Origin of the sequence: Bacillus testis (genome assembly GCF_001243895.1) — a bacterium.
Classification (GTDB): Bacteria; Bacillota; Bacilli; order Bacillales; family DSM-1321; genus Bacillus_AD; species Bacillus_AD testis.
Genome location: NZ_LN851186.1, coordinates 33,693 through 50,354, shown reverse-complemented (window position 1 = coordinate 50,354; position 16,662 = coordinate 33,693). Strand labels below are relative to the sequence as shown.

Below are 16,662 nucleotides of genomic sequence, written 5' to 3'. Positions count from 1 at the left end.
TCACATTTTGTGACGGAGCTTTTTAGCACTTTTACAGTTTAAAGGAGCTCTTCAATGAAACAATCAAGTTGAAAACCAGATGGTCTTCTTTCGAAAGTTTTGGATCCACATTGAAATAGCCATGGCGGAAGAATTGGAATTTGTCTCCTGCTTTTGCATCTTTCATATTCGGTTCAACATAGCCTTGGTGGATTTCAAGTGAATTCGGGTTGATTTGCTCAAGGAATGTCTTTTCTGAAGCTTCCTCTGATTCTTCATCGCTCTTCAGCAATGGATTAAAGATACGGAACTCGGCTGGGACAGCTTGTGAAGCCTCAACCCAGTGAAGCGTACCTTTCACTTTGCGGCCTGTGAAGCCCGTACCGCTTTTTGTTTCCGGATCGTACGTACAATGAATTTCGATAACGTTGCCATTCTCGTCTTTGATGACTTCTTCACATTTGATGAAATAAGCGTGCTTCAAGCGTACTTCATTGCCTGGGAACAGGCGGAAGTATTTCTTCGGCGGATTTTCCATGAAATCATCTTGTTCGATATAGATTTCACGGGAGAACGGAATTTGGCGCGTACCCATTTCTTCGTTCTCTGGATTGTTTTCTGCTTCAAGCATTTCCACTTGTCCTTCTGGGTAGTTAGTGATGACAACCTTCAGCGGCTTCACAATACCCATTGTACGTGGGGCTTTCAGCTTAAGGTCTTCGCGTACAAAGTGTTCAAGCATTTGGACATCCACCACGCCGGATGATTTGCTGACGCCGATTTCGCGGCAGAAAGTACGGATGCTTTCCGGTGTGTATCCACGGCGGCGCAATCCGGAGATTGTCGGCATACGCGGATCGTCCCAGCCGTCAACGATATGCTCGTCGACCAATTGCTTCAGCTTCCGCTTACTCATGACCGTGTCAGTCAAATTCAGGCGGCCGAATTCATATTGATGCGGGGTATGCTCCATTTCGCATTTTTCAACTACCCAGTCATATAGAGGGCGTTGATCCTCGAACTCAAGCGTACAAATGGAATGGGTCACACCTTCGATTGCATCTTCTAATGGATGGGCGAAAGCGTACATTGGGTAGATGCACCATTTATCTCCCGTGTTATGGTGTGTGCTATGTGCCACACGGTAAATGACAGGGTCGCGCAGATTAATATTAGGCGAGCTCATATCGATTTTGGCACGAAGCACTTTCTCGCCGTTTGCGAATTTGCCTTCCTTCATTTGCTTGAAGAGTTCTAGGTTTTCTTCGACTGTACGGTTGCGGTAAGGGCTCTCTTTGCCTGGTTCAGTCAATGTGCCGCGGTACTCACGGATTTCATCTGCAGACAGGTCATCCACATAAGCCAGTCCTTTTTTGATCAACAAGACCGCTTTATCATGCATGATATCGAAATAATTAGAGGCGAAGAACAGGTTGTCCCATTCATATCCAAGCCATTCTACATCTTCCTTGATACTGTCCACGTACTCTTGGTCTTCCTTCAGCGGATTGGTATCATCGAAACGAAGATTTGTTTTTCCGCCGAATTCGTCGGCAAGACCGAAATTCAGGACAATACTTTTGGCATGGCCGATATGCAGATATCCATTGGGTTCAGGCGGGAAGCGAGTAATGATTTCATCATACTTGCCGCTTTTCAAATCTTCACTTACGATCGTCTTGATAAAATTAGAAGCGTTAGGTGTATGTTCACTCAATATATTCAACCTCTTTCGTTCTGAAGTATTATTTAAATTATATAGAAGAAACACGCTTTTTACAAAGTATGTATATGGGCGGGTGCCAAGCACGAGTCCTGGCTTTGCCTTTTAGAGTTTACGAGTTAATATACCACAAAAAAAGGGACTTTTCTAATATGGGCTGTTGCCGGAAAGAAAGGCCATATAAAGTGAAACTTTGATTGGTGGGGAGCTCTTTCATCCTCACCAATCATCAGAATGGAATAAAGAAAACCTTTCCCGGCATAAAAGTGTATACCAAGAAAGGCTTTCTTGAATGATTATTCTTCATTTGCCCAGGCGATTACAATGGTGCCTTCGCCTGAGTGTACGGAGACAGTGGCACTCAGCTCGGAAATAATAACTTCTATGCCGGGATAGGTCCGCAGCAATTCTTCTTTATATTCATTCGCTTTATCAGGTACATTGCCGTGCATAATGAAAATTCTAGGAATCGGGTTTCTTTGATAGGCCTTATGGAAAAGCTCCAACATCCGTTTTGCTGCTTTTTTCTCGGAACGGACCTTTTCGAATAACTCGAATTTGCCGTCAATAATCCGGATGATCGGTTTGATTTTCAGTAGGTTGCCAAGCAGATATTGCGTGCCTGACATCCGGCCGCCTTTATAGAATTGGTCTAGGTTGCCGAGGACCATATAGTTCTCGATTTTATAAGCGTCTTTTCTGAGCGTTTCGGCAATCTCCGGTACATCCATATTTTGTTCGTTCAGTTCCATCCCTAGCCAAATAAGACGAGTGATCGCGATGGCCATCGCCTTGGAATCCACGACCTCCACAGGAAATCCGGCCATTTCGCCGCCTGCCCGGCAGCTTGATAATGTGCCGCTTAAATCAGCAGAAATATGGACAGCAATGGCTGCATCATATTTTCCCTTAAAGCTCTCGAAAAGCTCTGCGAACTTGCCGACAGGAGGCTGAGAGGTTTTGGGAATTTCTTGGTCTTCCTTGATACTGCTATATAATCGGTCCGTTGATAAATCGATCCCGTCTTCATATGTTCCGGAGCTGAATGTGATACTCAGCGGGACCACATACAAGTCAGGATGGTTCTTCAAATCTTCAGGAATGTATGCAGTACTGTCCGTTACCCATGCAATTTTTTTACTCATTTGTTTCTTTCCTTTTTGTGTTATTTTCCGATAGGTTGTGCTGATACTTACTATTTTTTGTTTTGATGTTAATATCATACCTAACTAAAATGTACTTACCTCTATTGTACTTGATTTAAGGCAAGTTCTCTATGGTGTATATAAAGAAAAGCATAAAAATAAAGGACAAATTGTGAGAGGATTTGTCAAAGGATTCTTACCCTGAAAAAGCGAATATGAAACGTTAATAAGATTTTTGCCTGCAATAGAGAACGCTATTTTGGCAAAGTTTCAATACGTAAGACTCTAGAGCAGCTTTTATTCTGTGCGTTATGGATATAAAAACTAATTTAGTTGAATATTTGGAATATATACAAAATGATACTTGGTAACGGTATAATGTATAACTAAAAGCGAAGGCGGGGATATGGATGAATGAGATGGTGCAGCAACAATTAAAGGCATTTCAGCACCAATATCGAAATAGGGCGGTGCTGTTGATTAAATGCCCGGACCAGCCGGGAATTGTTTCTGCGGTATCCGCTTTTCTTTTTTCCCATGGGGCCAATATAGTGGAATCAAACCAATACAGTTCAGACCCGGATGGCGGGACTTTCTTTCTGCGGATGGAATTTGAATTGCGGCAGTTGAGCAATCGGCTATTTTCCTTAAAAGAGGATTTTTCCCGGATAGCCGAACGTTTCGGCATGGATTTTTCCTTTCGCCGCATCTCCCATTTGAAGAGGATGGCCATTTTTGTGTCAAAGGAAGCCCATTGTCTTTTAGAGCTGCTGTGGGAATACCAAAGCGGAGATTTGCTGGCCGATATTGCCATGGTCATTTCGAATCATCCGGATGCGAAAGATCTTGTCGAGCCTTTGGGCATCCCTTTCTATTATCTGCCGGCCAATAAGGAAATCCGTAGCCAGGTGGAACAGCAGCAGTTGGACCTCCTGCGGGAACACCAAATAGAAGTCATCGTCCTTGCACGCTACATGCAGGTTTTGACACCGAAATTTGTAGAGCAGTACCCGAACAGCATCATCAATATCCACCATTCTTTCTTGCCGGCATTTGTGGGGGCAAGGCCGTATGAAAGAGCGTATGAGCGCGGCGTGAAGCTCATTGGCGCCACGTCCCATTATGTGACGAACGACTTGGATGAAGGCCCGATCATCGAACAGGATATAGAAAGGGTGGACCATCGCAATCATGTGGATTCTTTGAAAAAGATCGGCCGTTCCATCGAAAGGAGGGTGTTGGCGAAAGCGGTTAAATGGCATCTAGAGGACCGGGTGATTGTCGTAAAGAATAAAACGATCGTTTTTTAGGGAAGGAGCCAAGATTGTGATTGATATGGAAAAGAGGCAATTACCCGGCACAATATCTTTAATCAGGCACGGGGAATCCAGCTGTTCTCCCTTGAAAAAAGCAGATGCCAGGCAGTATGCTGCATGGCTGGACGATTACGACCGCAAAGGCATCCAGCTGCCGGAGGAGATGGCGTCCGAGAGCAGGGAGGCATTGTTGCAGGCAGACGTTCTAATAAGCAGCGACCTGAAACGAGCCGTAGAGTCAGCCGCTTATTTGCATCCGCAGGCAAACGTGCAACGTGACAGTCGATTGCGTGAAGTACGCATTCCTTCTCCTGCATTCTCCTTTTTCGGTTGCAGGATGGGTACTAATCGTTGGAATGTGATCATGCGGCTGGCTTGGATTGCCGGTTACAGCGGGAAGGAAGAGTCATTCAAGCAAGCCAAATGCCGCAGCCAAAGCATAGCCCAACACCTGGCCGCACTTGCTTCATCAGGGAATGTAGCTGTAGTGGGGCATGGCTTTTTCAACCGGATGATTGCAAAAGAATTAAGAAAGAACGGCTGGCAGCCTGTCGGAAAGCATGGAGACGGCAATTGGGCCTGTTCGGTATATGAGTGGGCCATCAAATAAAACTCAGGGAATCTCATATTAAATGTGTGGGATTCTTTTTTTATCCTGTTTCAACGTGTGAAGGAAGTGAAGAAGTACAAATAGGTGATTAAGTGCCAGTAAGAATGAAAGGTGGTCAAAGAATGCCTGAAAACCTCGCCAATCAACATTTCACTTTATATTCCATCTATCATACAATAGGCTTATTTACTAGTTTTTAGGAACGTTTGTTCGTATTTGTGGTATGATAGATGAACAAAGGGATAGGGCCTATAAGGGGACGCATCAGGAGGAGGTGATACCTTGACAGTATTTGAGACATTAATGTTCTCTGTCACTTTTGCAGGGCTAGTCATAACAATTCTGTCATTTAATCAAAAAAAATAAACCCGCTTCCATAGTCTGATAGGAAGCGGATACACAGTGGAAGTGCTGTCCCCTTGTACGGCTCAAACCCATGTTGGCCTCTATCGTGCGGCAACACGATGGGGGTTTTCTTGTTTCTTTCATTATACGGCAACGCGTCCGTGATGCCTACTTTTTCAATAGAACAGACACAGTTGAAGCTTCGTCACTTTCTGTTTTTTTGAATCAGCATAGAAGAGGCGGGAGGAATCGTTGAACGGATGAAGTCTATCTCTTTTGTTGAAACAGCAGGCACGTAAATGTCTCCTCCATTGTGGCTAATATGAAAAAGGTTTTTCTTGCCTTGCATCAGATTGACCGTGAACCATTTCACTTTTTCATCTGCCAACAGCTCTAATTCATCCTCAGCCAGGTAATCCTCGCATAAATAGTGGACCACATGCTCTGACAGTGGTCCTATCGCAGACATTTCAGATCCTTCAGGGCGAAAGCGGAATGTGGGAAGCGAACGCTTCATTTCAGCAATCAGGTCGGCTTCTTCCCGCCAAACGCGTATTTCCACTGTGTCGCAATCCTTCAAGAAATAGGCCAACAAAGGAACCCAGTGGCGAAAAGGCTCTTCATCAGGCAATTCCTTCAAATCAGCAGCTAAATAGTATCCCATCATTTCTTCCCCCTTTATCAAACCACTATACCATAGGCAACAGGCACATTTGTATGGGCCGCACCTTCTGACCGTTGATATACCAAGGGCCGGCAGAAAGGTTTAGCCTCAGTAAGACCCAAGTCTTACCGTAAAATATAGCCGAAGTCGATTATAAAGAATTCAGATAAAAGCTAAGATAGAGACAAGAAAGGAGGAGCGATCGATGAAAAAACTCGGATTGCTTATAGTCGGAGGGATCGCAGCGGTCATTCTATTGGCGAATGTGGGCCCGATGATCGCGCTAGCTATAACATTGGTACTTGGATACTTGGTAGTTAAAGAATTCATGAAAGCGAGCAGTACGGTGGCTAAAATCATTTGGGGATTAATCGCCCTGGCATTTGCAGGAGCAGCAATCTCTAACTTCCCATCCCTAATCGGACTGATCGCAGCGTATGTCCTATATGTTGTCTATAAAAAATGGAACAGCAACAAAGTCCATCCCACACAAACAACAAACAACGATGATCCTTTCAACAACTTCGAAACAGAATGGGCAAAACTAAATAAGTAAAAAAGAAAAGCGGAAATGACCGTTTAGGGACGTACAAACTGGAGCGTTTTTCTTGAGATAAAGGAATCACAGAGAGCAAAGCGATCTGATGATGACTTATCGTAGAGAAAAAAGTGAAGTTTGCTAGTCCCTGGTCATTGGAGCTAGACACCAAGAAAAGCGGAAGACCTCCGTTTAGCTCCGTACAAACTGGAGTGTTTCTCTTCGAAATAAAGGAAACACGGTGAGGAACGAACCGATGTTGACTTATTGAAGAGAGAAATGCGAAGTTTGCTAGGAGCTGGAGGACTGCAGCTAGATCAAAAAAGAAAAGCGGAAGGGCCCATTTAGCTCCATACAAACCGAATCCGGATCCAAAAAGAGAATCTTAAAAATCATTTAAAGGAGAGAAACCATTATGTCAAACTTATTTTCACGCATTAAATATACCGTATCAGCCGAATTGAACGATTTAATGGACCAAAAGGAAAAGAAAAATCCAATTGCTTTGTTGAATCAGTACTTGCGTGAATCTGAACAGCAGACGGAAAAAGTAAAAACACTGGTCGAGCGCCAATATTTATTGAAAGAGGAGTTTACCCGTGAATACGAGGAAGCGAAGCAAATGGCCGAAAAGCGGGCTTATCAGGTAGAGGTTGCCTCTAAAGCGGGCGAGGTGGAACTCTATGACTTCGCGCTTGCTGAGAAAAATCATTACGAAGAGCGTGCAGCACGCTTGGAAGAAGCCATTCGGAATGCTGATATCCAATTGAATAAGTTGGAGAAAAAGTATATGGATATGAAACATAAACTGAAAGATATGCAGCTTCGCCGTATGGAAATCATGGGCCGTGAGAACGTGGCAAAGGCAAACCGCAAAATGGACCATGTGTTGGGAAATGAGCATTCCGGCGACCAAGCAACGAAACGTTTTGATGAAATGGATCAATATTTATCCAAGCTTGAAAACAAAGTGAATGAAGATTATATGCGCAGCACAATCGATGCCCGCATTGCCGAGTTAGAAAAACAGGCAAAAAATCAGGAAAGTGGCTTAATTTCATAACATAGTCATGGTATTCTAGAAAAGGTGCAGTATAACGCTGCGCCTTTTCCATACATACTAAATAAACGGTGAATCATTTATATAAACGAAGAGCAAGCATGTTTCAGTATTATTGAAAGGGGGAGGCCGCATGATGCATCAATCGAAGACAGACCTAATCAGATGGATAGCCGCTTTTGCGATTGTAGTCCTATTAATTGAAATTACTTTTTTTGATCAAGGTCTCCTCTTTTCATTTGCTGTTTCTGGTATCCTCATTTATTTTGGCCGGAAAAAATGGCACCGAATGATCGGAAAGATGGCAGCTATCATTGGCGGCATCAGTTTACTGGTGACCATTTCCAATATGCTGACATTTAAATTGCTGTTGATCGGCTTGCTGACCGCTATGGTCTATAAATTTTTTCAATCGAAGAAAAAACCGGAGATCTATACGCCTAACTATGAGGAAAAAGGCACGGCCTCTCCAGAAACCCTCCATTCCAAACCTCTGTTATTCAAGAACACTTTGATTGGCGGGCAGATGACACCTGACCAGGTATATGAATGGGAAGATATCGATATCCAAAGCGGCATCGGCGATATCATTATTGATCTGAGCAATACGGTTTTGCCTAAAGGAGAAGCGACGATTGCCATCCGCAATGTGATCGGCGGCATTAAAGTCTATGTGCCGTATGAAGTGGAGGTAAAGGTTGTCCATTCGGCTTTAGCGGGTTCATTGACGCTGCTCGGCAACCGTGAACAGCGGCTGCTGAACCAGAGTGTGATGTATTATACGAATAACTATGAGGAAGCTCCGCAAAAAGTGAAGATTATTACGACCACGCTGGTGGGGAACTTAGAGGTGAGACGGATATGAACATTATGCAGCGGCAGGTTCTGCTCGGGATGCTCTATTCGTTTTGTCTCTCCTTGTTGTTTTTGGGCATCTTTTTGTATGTGTATCCTGTAAAAACGCTCCGCGAACTATGGGAGAAGGAATTTTTTGATGTGCCGTTTATCGTGGGCTTTCCGGCCGTTGGCATCCTCATCGGGGCTGTCACGGGAGCCTTTGTCGGCTATGGCTGGCATAAACAGTTAAGTGAAATTAGCGGCAAAATTGCAGATATGAGCATAGGCAAACCTTTTGTCTCCAATGACAAAAACATCGAGGAAATTTCAAACGTATATGAAAAGATGAATAAACTGCAGCAACATGTGACGGAGCAAATCACGGTTTCCCAAAAGTTATCGAATGAACGCACAGAGGAGCAGGAAAAACGCATCCAGGAAATTGTTTCACAGGAGCGTAATCGATTAGCAAGGGAGCTGCATGATTCGGTCAGCCAACAATTGTTTGCCGCGAGCATGCTTATGTCGGCGATCAACGAAAATCCATCCAATGGCCAGAACACAAGGCAGCTTCAGCTTGTCGAGGAGATGATCCATCAATCGCAATTGGAAATGCGCGCGCTTCTCCTTCATTTGCGGCCCGTGCCTTTGAAAGGCAAGTCCCTAAAAGAAGGAATGGAAGAACTGTTGATGGAATTATTGCAAAAAGTGCCGATGAAAATCACCTGGAAAGTGGAGGACGTCCAAATGGATAAAGGGGTGGAAGACCAGCTTTTCCGCATTGTCCAGGAGGCCCTCTCCAATACTCTCCGCCATTCCAAGGCTGAAACGGTGGAAGTGCGATTGTTCGAGCGGGAGGACACCATTATCATGATTATATCGGATGATGGCGTCGGCTTTAATGTCCAGGCATCAAAAGCCGGATCTTACGGTTTGCAGAATATGCACGAACGGGCTCTTGAAGTGGGAGGGACCTTGAAAATAGCAAGTGTACTGAACAAGGGAACCCGCTTGGAGGTCAAGGTTCCTGTATTAGCAAAGGATGATGAAAATGGGAATTAGAGTCTTATTTGTAGATGATCATGAAATGGTGCGAATCGGGGTATCCGCGTATCTTTCCTCACAGCCTGATATCGAGGTAGTCGGAGAAGCATCGGATGGCGGGGAAGGTGTCGAAAAAGCGCTTGAGCTAAAGCCTGATATCATCCTTATGGACTTGGTCATGAAGGAAATGGACGGCATCGAGGCGACAAGGAAGATCATTGAACAATGGCCTGAAGCAAAAATCATCATTGTCACCAGTTTCCTGGAAGATGAGAAGGTCTATCCAGCTCTTGAGGCCGGAGCGACCAGCTATATGCTGAAAACATCCAAAGCAAGCGAAATCGCGGATGCTGTCCGGGCAACTTACCACGGACAGTCTGTTTTGGAACCGGAAGTGACAGGTAAAATGATGCAGCGCATGAGGAAGCCAAAGCAAAGTGAGCTGTATGAAGAATTGACCAACAGGGAAATGGAAATCCTTCTCTTGATGACAGAGGGGAAGAGCAACCAGGAAATCGCCGATGAATTATTTATCGCCCTGAAGACGGTGAAAGTGCATGTATCCAATATTTTGAGCAAATTGCAGGTGCAGGACCGGACACAGGCGGTCATTTATGCCTTTAAACATGAGCTTGTGAAGTAACAGGCCCATGCTTTTTATGACATCAGAGAGGCTGGAAGACAGGGAAGTCGTCTATTCAGTCTTCATCCAGGAAAGGGGTTGAAGGGATATGAAGGATGCTTTGCATTCGATTTGTACGTTGTCGCGCCATTTGGAGGAAGCGGGCGTTCCCTATACATGGCTAGAAGAAGCCGCTATGATCGTGCAAGGAATCAATACGCCTTACGAAGCGCTTGAAGTCAGCGTCCAGTGGGATCTGTTCGCGGCATGCGAAAAACAGTTCGCTCAAGCGATGAATTCAGCTACGCAAAAAACACCATCTAAAGCTTCTTTTGGCATCCGATGGGAGGAGCAGGACATCATTATATCCTGCAGATTTAATACCACTGTCCGGACAGATCCGTATCGTATTGAGATGGAGATTGGCGGTCAAAACGTTTATTGCCGGTCATTATATGCGTATTTATATGGGTCTGATTTCCTTGGGCATAAGCAGTTCATCCAGGAACAGCTGCAGGAAAAACAGCGTACGTTCACCCAAGTGAATGAAGAAGCGTGGAACCAGAATAACTACCAGGCTTTATTGGCCCGTTACGGAGAACCAGCAGAGCTTGCCGGTAAAATCAAGGCTAACCCGGAATGGCGGTTATTCCCTTTTTATCCGTATATGAAGGATCTGAAAGGGAAGAAAGTGCTCCATTTGTTGGGGTCGAACGGTGTGAAAGCAACGGCTATGGCTCTGTTGGGAGCAGATGTGACGGTGGTTGATTTTTCAAAGGAAAATGCCGCATTTGCGGAGGAGTTGGCGAAGAATGCCAACGTGTCGGTGAGATATATCACATCTGATGTCTTTTCGCTGGATGAAGATATGCTGGCGGAACGCTTTGATTATATTTTGATGGAGCTTGGTGTCCTTCATTATTTCATTACATTGGAGCCATTGATGGAACGGATTAAAGCACTCCTTGCTGAAGAAGGGTCTTATATTCTGCATGAGTTCCATCCAATTTCCACAAAGCTGATCACTTCTACGGGCAAAAAGCATAAAGTCACCGGGAATTATTTTGACGCTAATTTGACCTATCAGCACGTGGCATTCTCTAAGCATATGCCGGATGGGGTCCAGGAAGAATTGAAAGAGACGGTTCACCGTAAATGGACATTGGGCGAAATCATCACCAGTGTCGGCAGTTCGGGCATGAGGATTACAATCCTTGAAGAAGAACCAAACCATAAAATACATGATATCGGCTTGCCGAAAACCTATACATTAGTGGCCAAAAAAAGCTAGCTTTCCATGTGGAAGCTAGCTTTTTGGCAGTCAGGCTCATTTAGCCAAGAATTTAACACATACAGGGTAAGGAACTTCTGTATCCGCTGAAATCAGAGTGAGCAAACCGGTTTCTGGATTACGCTCATAAAGAACCAGGTTATGGGATTCCTGGTTGGACGCCACGATGAATTGTTTGCTTGGGTCGAGCTCGAAATCGCGCGGCCAACTGCCTTCCGTTGAAACGAATTCGACCAGCTGCAACTCGCCGGTAGCAGGGTCCACTGAAAAGATGGCAATGCTGTCATGGCCCCGGTTGCCGGCATATACAAATCGGCCATCAGAGCTTAGATGAATGGCGCTGCCTTGGCTGTTTTCAGTAAAGTCCTCTGGAATCGCTTTGATATATTGTTTAATGGAGAAGCTTCCATCTTCTTGATTATAATCAAGGACAATCACTTCGTTGCTTAGTTCAGTCATGACATAGGCATACTTTCCGTTCGGATGGAATGCAATATGTCTAGGGCCACTTCCTGGTTTGACCGCTAATGTATGCTCTTCTACTAATTGATGGTTTTCAAGCTTATATGTTTTGATTTGGTCGATTCCAAGGTCGACCGCCACAATGAACTTGCCATCCGGAGTAAAATCAGTAAAGTGGACATGGGCTTTTTCCTGTCTGTCAGGATCCGGGCCATTGCCGGTATGCTGAGCGGTGGAAGAAGCAGCCTGCAGCTCGCCTTCAATGACAGGCAATGCTTCCACAGTGCCGCGGTGATAATAACCGGCTATTACATGCGTATGGTCCTCGCTTGCAGCTACATAACAAGGTGAGGAACCTTCTGATAACTGGATGTTTTTCAATTGCAACTGTGGCTGGTCCTTCTGGATGCTGTAGGCGGCCACACCCCCCAGCTCGCCTTTTTTAGCAGTTGCATATAATGTGTGCTGGTCTTTGCTTAGATTGACATAAGTAGGATTCTCAACCTCTGCCGCCAGCTCTACCCCGCTTAAGCTTTTCTTTTCGGTGTCCAATGTGAAGGTATAAATGCCTTTGCTGTCACCTTTTGTGTACGTTCCCACATAACCTCTGTAAACGGTCATGAAAAATCCCTCCAAGTCTATGTTCTATATCGTATAGTTTCATTTTTACATAAAACTCTTTATCTATATACCCTATTTGCTCACGGTATGTTTAATGAATTTACAAACATGGGAATAGTGATTACAAAATATGCCGTAGGAGAGCGATGAAGATGGCAGTAGAGTCTATGAACCGGTCAGAACGGTTCGAAACAGCATTTAATAGAATCCATAAAGCCCTGCTTAAGACCGTCCGGGGGGCAAGAAGCGATAAATTCACAGACTTAGTATACAAGGGGAAATCCCATGGGTTCATCCGATATTATGAACCTGATTTATGCCAGTTCGCAAAGCTCCGGAATGCCATGGTGCATGAGAAAATCGATCAAGACTATTATATTGCGGAACCCCACAAAGATATCGTCGAGAAAATTGAATCGATTGCCGATGAGTTTGAAAAACCGCCATTGGCCTTGACAATCTCGACCAAACCCGTCTATTTCTTTTATGAGAGCGACCAGCTTAAAGACGTGCTGGACATCATCAAAAAACAATCTCATTCCACTTTTCCCATTTACAATGCGAAGGAAGAATACAGCTGGTTATTGACTGCGTCGGAAATCGTAAAGTATCTTGCCGACCATTTCGATGAAGATAAAAGAGAATTGAACCGGGTGAAAATCCGCGAGCTTTACAGCACAAAACACAAACGCAATATCACATTTGTTTCTCAGAACGCCACTGTTTTTGAAGTGGAGGATATATATGAAGAATACCAGAAAAAGAACCGGAAACTTTCAGGCGTCCTGATTACCCGATCAGGAGACCCTGGTGAAAAACCAAACGGGATCATCACCTCCTGGGACCTGCTGGAAGCGGAAATCAGCGAATAGGTGACCTGGGATTGATTCAGATAAGATTGGAATCAACTGAAGGGTGACTTGCGTTAGGAGCTCATGATGCTAAAACGCCCACCAGAAAGGGAGCTTCTGGTGGGCGGATATCAAACGTTGCTTCCTATTTGCATATAGTCAACGAAGCTTGCGAAAAAGTCTTTCATACATAGTATCCTTGAAGTTATATGGCACATAACATCCTTTAGCGAAAGCAAAGGATAATTTTTGATTCTGTATTGTTAAAAATAAACATACATGGTATATTAATCCTGTGATTATGCAAACGTTTTCACTGTTTGGTTCATTAATAAGATTCTCTCCGTTCTCTAGCTATTATTCATAGACTTGTAATGCAGAATAAGAGGATCAATATCATGCTATCCAGTTGTGCAAACGTTTTCCTTAAAACATATAGATAGGTGGGGAATGTAATGGGTAAGAAACGTTTTTTTGCAGTTATGTTTTCGGTCTTGTTGCTTGTTGCAATGTCATTGGCAAGCTGTTCGTCTTCTAAAAGCTCATCCGGCACTAAAGATCAGATTACGCTTGATGTGTTTCAATTTAAAGTCGAATTTAAAGACCAATTCCAAAAAGTAGCGAAGAAATACCAGGATGAACATCCAAACGTGAAAATCAACATCACAACTGTTGGCGGCGGGCAGGATTATGGCGCTGCGCTTAAATCAAAGTTCGCCTCAGGAAAGGAACCGACCATATATAATATAGGCGGCCCACAGGATGTGGAAGACTGGAAAAACAAATTGGCTGACCTATCCGATACGAAAGCTGCTTCAAAAGCTTTGAAAGGTTCTTTGGACGGTGTATCAACCGGCGGCAAGGTGCTTGGCCTGCCTTTCAACCAAGAAGGATACGGCTTCTTATACAATAAAGAGGTTTTTGAAAAAGCGGGCATCCAGCCTGACAGTATCAAAGACTTTAACAGTCTGGAAAATGCAGTGAAAATGATTGATTCCAAGAAAAAAGAATTGGGATTAAAAGCGGTTTTCGCTTTGCCAGGCAAAGAAAAATGGGTAACGGGCCTTCATTTATCGAATGCATTCCTAGCACCTGAGTTTGATCATAATGTTCTGGACGCCTACAAGTCCAAAGAAGTCAGCTTCAAATATGGAGATGCTTTTAAAAAGATACTAGATTTACAGAATGATTATTCCGTACAGCCAACGGTCTCACTGGATTACTCTCAGCAAGTGGAAGAGCTTTTCTCTTTAGGAAAAGTGGCTGTCATCCAGCAAGGTAACTGGGTCTACGGCTCTATCGCAAGTATCGACCAAAAGTTTGCTGAAGAAAAGGTCGGTCTTCTGCCGATTCCGGTCCAAGGCTATAAAGAAGATAGCGTACCGGTCGGAATCCCGATGTACTGGGGAGTCAACAGCAATAAGGATAAGAAAGAAGTAAAAGAAGCGAAGAAATTCCTGGATTGGCTCTATACATCTGATGAAGGGAAAGAGTTTGTCCTGAATGATTTTAAATTCATACCGGCCTATGAAGGTTATGATGCCTCCAAAATCACCGATCCAATTTCCAAAGCTGTTTACCAATACGCAACAACCGGCAAAACAATCGGCTGGACATTCATGGGCTATCCGACTGGCTGGGGAGAGAATAAGCTAGGAGTCAATATACAAAAATACTTAAGTAAAGAATCAAAGTGGGATGACGTTATTAAAGAATCCAAGAAATCTTGGAAAGAAGACCGTTCTAAATAATAAGAATGGAAGCAAAGCGCCGGCAGAATCTGTAGCTTTGCTTCCATTCACTTTACGGATAATTATTTAGTCAGAGAACTATTGGGGAGGGAAATTGGAATGCGCACACGCAGCCTATCATATTGGTTGTTCCTGGCTCCTGTTTTAATCGCATTGACATTGGTCGTACTTATACCTTTGATGTATGGGATCTATTATTCGTTTACTGATTGGAATGGAATAGAGGTCGGCCAGTTCATCGGCTTTAAAAATTACATAGATATTCTGGAAGATAAGGAATTTTTGGCTTCCCTTAAATTTACGGTGCTGTTCTCGATTGTTTCTATCATTTTGATCAACGCCATCGGTTTGGGATTGGCATTGCTAGTTACTTCAAAAATCAAAACAAGTAAGCTGCTTCGCACTATTTTCTTTATGCCGAATTTGATTGGAGGCTTGATTCTCGGCTTCATTTGGCAATTCATTTTTATAAAAGTGTTTTCCGGAATAGGGGATTTGATTGGAATGGAGCAGCTGCAAGGATGGCTGTCGACAACAAAAACAGGGTTTTGGGGCTTGGCCATCTTAATGAGCTGGCAGATGGCCGGTTATATCATGGTCATCTATATTGCCCACTTGGAAGGCTTACCGAAGGAATTGCTGGAAGCAGCAGAGATAGACGGAGCGAACCGCTTCCAACGTTTTCGTTATATCATGTTTCCTTTGGTCGCACCGGCTTTCACGGTAAGCATGTTCCTGACACTCTCGAATTCTTTCAAGCTTTATGACCAGAATTTGTCGCTTACCGGCGGCGGTCCGTTCGATTCCACCCAGATGGTTGCAATGGAAATTTTCAAGACGGCATTCGGTGAAAGCCAAATGGCTTATGCGTCGGCTAAAGCAGTTGTCTTTTTCATCTTTGTTGCCATCATTTCACTGGTCCAAGTGTACTTCAATAAGAAAAGGGAGGTAGAGATGTAATGGGCAGAAAATACAGATTGCCTCTTGAAATCATCGGAATCATACTGGCATTGATTTGGCTGTCGCCTTTTTATCTATTGATCATCAATTCATTCAAGACAAAAAGAGAGATATTCGGCAATACATTAAAATGGCCGGAGAGCTTCAATCTGGATAATTACATCGAAGCTTTCCGTGAATTGGATTTCCTGAGGACTTTTTTTAACTCTGTTTTGATTACAGTCATATCTGTTGCGGTGATCATTATTTTTTCATCGATGGCGGCTTATGCCCTTTCAAGGAATAAAGGAAAGATGAGCGCTTTTTTATTCATGCTATTCGTGGGCGCTATGCTGATTCCCTTCCAATCTGTGATGATTCCCTTGATTTCCTTGTTCGGTAAATTCGATATGCTGAACAGGCCGGGCATTATCTTTATGTATCTGGGCTTCGGGTGCAGTTTGTCCATTTTCCTTTACCACGGGGTGCTTTCTGGAATACCGAGAGCGCTGGATGAAGCAGCGACAATCGACGGCTGCAATAAATTCCAGGTTTTTTGGTATATTATTTTTCCAATGCTGAAGCCGATTACGGTCACGGTGGCCATTCTGAATACCATTTGGATCTGGAATGATTATCTCTTGCCGTCGCTTGTCATTAACCAGGAGGGCATGGAAACTATTCCACTGCGGATGTTTTTCTTCTTTGGAGAGTACACCAAGCAATGGCACTTGGCTTTAGCTGGCTTGACATTGGCGAGCATCCCTGTCATCATCGCCTACTTTTTTGCGCAGCGCGAAATAATTAAAGGGGTTTCAGAAGGTTCCGTAAAATAATAGATATAGAATAAGCTTTTGTTTTTAG

At 44.0% G+C, this 16,662-nt stretch carries 16 protein-coding genes; 12 read left to right on the top strand and 4 right to left on the bottom strand.

Annotated features, from left to right (window positions below; translation table 11 throughout):
- Window positions 1-31 precede the first annotated feature (31 nt).
- A complete protein-coding gene (locus tag BN1765_RS00755) occupies window positions 32-1,696 on the bottom strand; it encodes a glutamine--tRNA ligase/YqeY domain fusion protein (protein WP_050613420.1) in 1,665 nt (554 codons plus the stop codon).
- 302 nt (window positions 1,697-1,998) lie between these two features.
- Window positions 1,999-2,847: a DegV family protein gene (locus BN1765_RS00750; RefSeq protein WP_050613419.1), complete on the bottom strand. Its 849-nt coding sequence runs from the start codon at window positions 2,845-2,847 to the stop codon at window positions 1,999-2,001.
- Between the two features lie 410 nt (window positions 2,848-3,257).
- Between BN1765_RS00750 and purU the strand changes: the two genes are divergently transcribed.
- Window positions 3,258-4,157 carry a formyltetrahydrofolate deformylase gene (purU, locus tag BN1765_RS00745; protein WP_050613418.1) on the top strand — a complete coding sequence of 300 codons (900 nt, stop codon included), beginning with the start codon at window positions 3,258-3,260 and terminating at the stop codon, window positions 4,155-4,157.
- A 25-nt stretch (window positions 4,158-4,182) separates the two neighbouring features.
- On the top strand, window positions 4,183-4,773 hold the full coding sequence (locus BN1765_RS00740) for a histidine phosphatase family protein (protein WP_069203054.1): 591 nt from the start codon (window positions 4,183-4,185) through the stop codon (window positions 4,771-4,773).
- Window positions 4,774-5,323: 550 nt separating this feature from the next.
- Here BN1765_RS00740 and BN1765_RS00735 read toward each other — a convergent pair.
- Window positions 5,324-5,785 carry a hypothetical protein gene (locus BN1765_RS00735; RefSeq protein WP_147554129.1) on the bottom strand — a complete coding sequence of 154 codons (462 nt, stop codon included), beginning with the start codon at window positions 5,783-5,785 and terminating at the stop codon, window positions 5,324-5,326.
- A gap of 202 nt (window positions 5,786-5,987) precedes the next feature.
- On the opposite strand from BN1765_RS00735, the gene BN1765_RS00730 reads away from it, so the two are divergent.
- From BN1765_RS00730 to BN1765_RS00705, 6 genes are all read left to right on the top strand, one after another.
- Entirely contained in the window at window positions 5,988-6,338 is a 351-nt protein-coding gene (locus BN1765_RS00730) for a lmo0954 family membrane protein (protein WP_050613415.1), read from the top strand.
- A gap of 397 nt (window positions 6,339-6,735) precedes the next feature.
- Window positions 6,736-7,383 carry a PspA/IM30 family protein gene (locus BN1765_RS00725; protein WP_050613414.1) on the top strand — a complete coding sequence of 216 codons (648 nt, stop codon included), beginning with the start codon at window positions 6,736-6,738 and terminating at the stop codon, window positions 7,381-7,383.
- A 130-nt stretch (window positions 7,384-7,513) separates the two neighbouring features.
- The gene (gene liaF, locus BN1765_RS00720; RefSeq protein WP_050613413.1) at window positions 7,514-8,245 is read left to right on the top strand and encodes a cell wall-active antibiotics response protein LiaF; all 732 of its coding nucleotides are present in this window, start codon (window positions 7,514-7,516) and stop codon (window positions 8,243-8,245) included.
- On the top strand, window positions 8,242-9,279 hold the full coding sequence (locus BN1765_RS00715) for a sensor histidine kinase (protein ID WP_050613412.1): 1,038 nt from the start codon (window positions 8,242-8,244) through the stop codon (window positions 9,277-9,279). The genes liaF and BN1765_RS00715 overlap by 4 nt, the downstream gene beginning before the upstream one ends.
- Complete coding sequence (locus BN1765_RS00710) at window positions 9,269-9,904, top strand: response regulator (protein WP_050616639.1); 636 nt, start codon at window positions 9,269-9,271, stop codon at window positions 9,902-9,904. Before BN1765_RS00715 ends, BN1765_RS00710 begins: the two co-directional genes overlap by 11 nt.
- An 88-nt stretch (window positions 9,905-9,992) precedes the next feature.
- Window positions 9,993-11,174 carry a class I SAM-dependent methyltransferase gene (locus BN1765_RS00705; protein WP_230199489.1) on the top strand — a complete coding sequence of 394 codons (1,182 nt, stop codon included), beginning with the start codon at window positions 9,993-9,995 and terminating at the stop codon, window positions 11,172-11,174.
- Between the two features lie 36 nt (window positions 11,175-11,210).
- Here BN1765_RS00705 and BN1765_RS00700 read toward each other — a convergent pair whose 3' ends face one another.
- Window positions 11,211-12,257 (bottom strand): lactonase family protein, encoded by a 1,047-nt coding sequence (locus BN1765_RS00700; protein WP_050613411.1) that lies wholly within the window; start codon window positions 12,255-12,257, stop codon window positions 11,211-11,213.
- Between the two features lie 152 nt (window positions 12,258-12,409).
- Here BN1765_RS00700 and BN1765_RS00695 point away from each other — a divergent pair, with 152 nt between their 5' ends.
- The 4 genes from BN1765_RS00695 (at window position 12,410) to BN1765_RS00680 (ending at window position 16,634) form a co-directional block, all read left to right on the top strand.
- The gene (locus BN1765_RS00695) at window positions 12,410-13,129 is read left to right on the top strand and encodes a CBS domain-containing protein (protein ID WP_230199488.1); all 720 of its coding nucleotides are present in this window, start codon (window positions 12,410-12,412) and stop codon (window positions 13,127-13,129) included.
- A 434-nt stretch (window positions 13,130-13,563) separates the two neighbouring features.
- Window positions 13,564-14,859: an ABC transporter substrate-binding protein gene (locus BN1765_RS00690; protein ID WP_050613409.1), complete on the top strand. Its 1,296-nt coding sequence runs from the start codon at window positions 13,564-13,566 to the stop codon at window positions 14,857-14,859.
- Between the two features lie 99 nt (window positions 14,860-14,958).
- Window positions 14,959-15,819 (top strand): carbohydrate ABC transporter permease, encoded by an 861-nt coding sequence (locus BN1765_RS00685; RefSeq protein ID WP_050613408.1) that lies wholly within the window; start codon window positions 14,959-14,961, stop codon window positions 15,817-15,819.
- Window positions 15,819-16,634: a carbohydrate ABC transporter permease gene (locus BN1765_RS00680; RefSeq protein ID WP_050613407.1), complete on the top strand. Its 816-nt coding sequence runs from the start codon at window positions 15,819-15,821 to the stop codon at window positions 16,632-16,634. Before BN1765_RS00685 ends, BN1765_RS00680 begins: the two co-directional genes overlap by 1 nt.
- The last annotated feature ends 28 nt before the right edge of the window (window positions 16,635-16,662 follow it).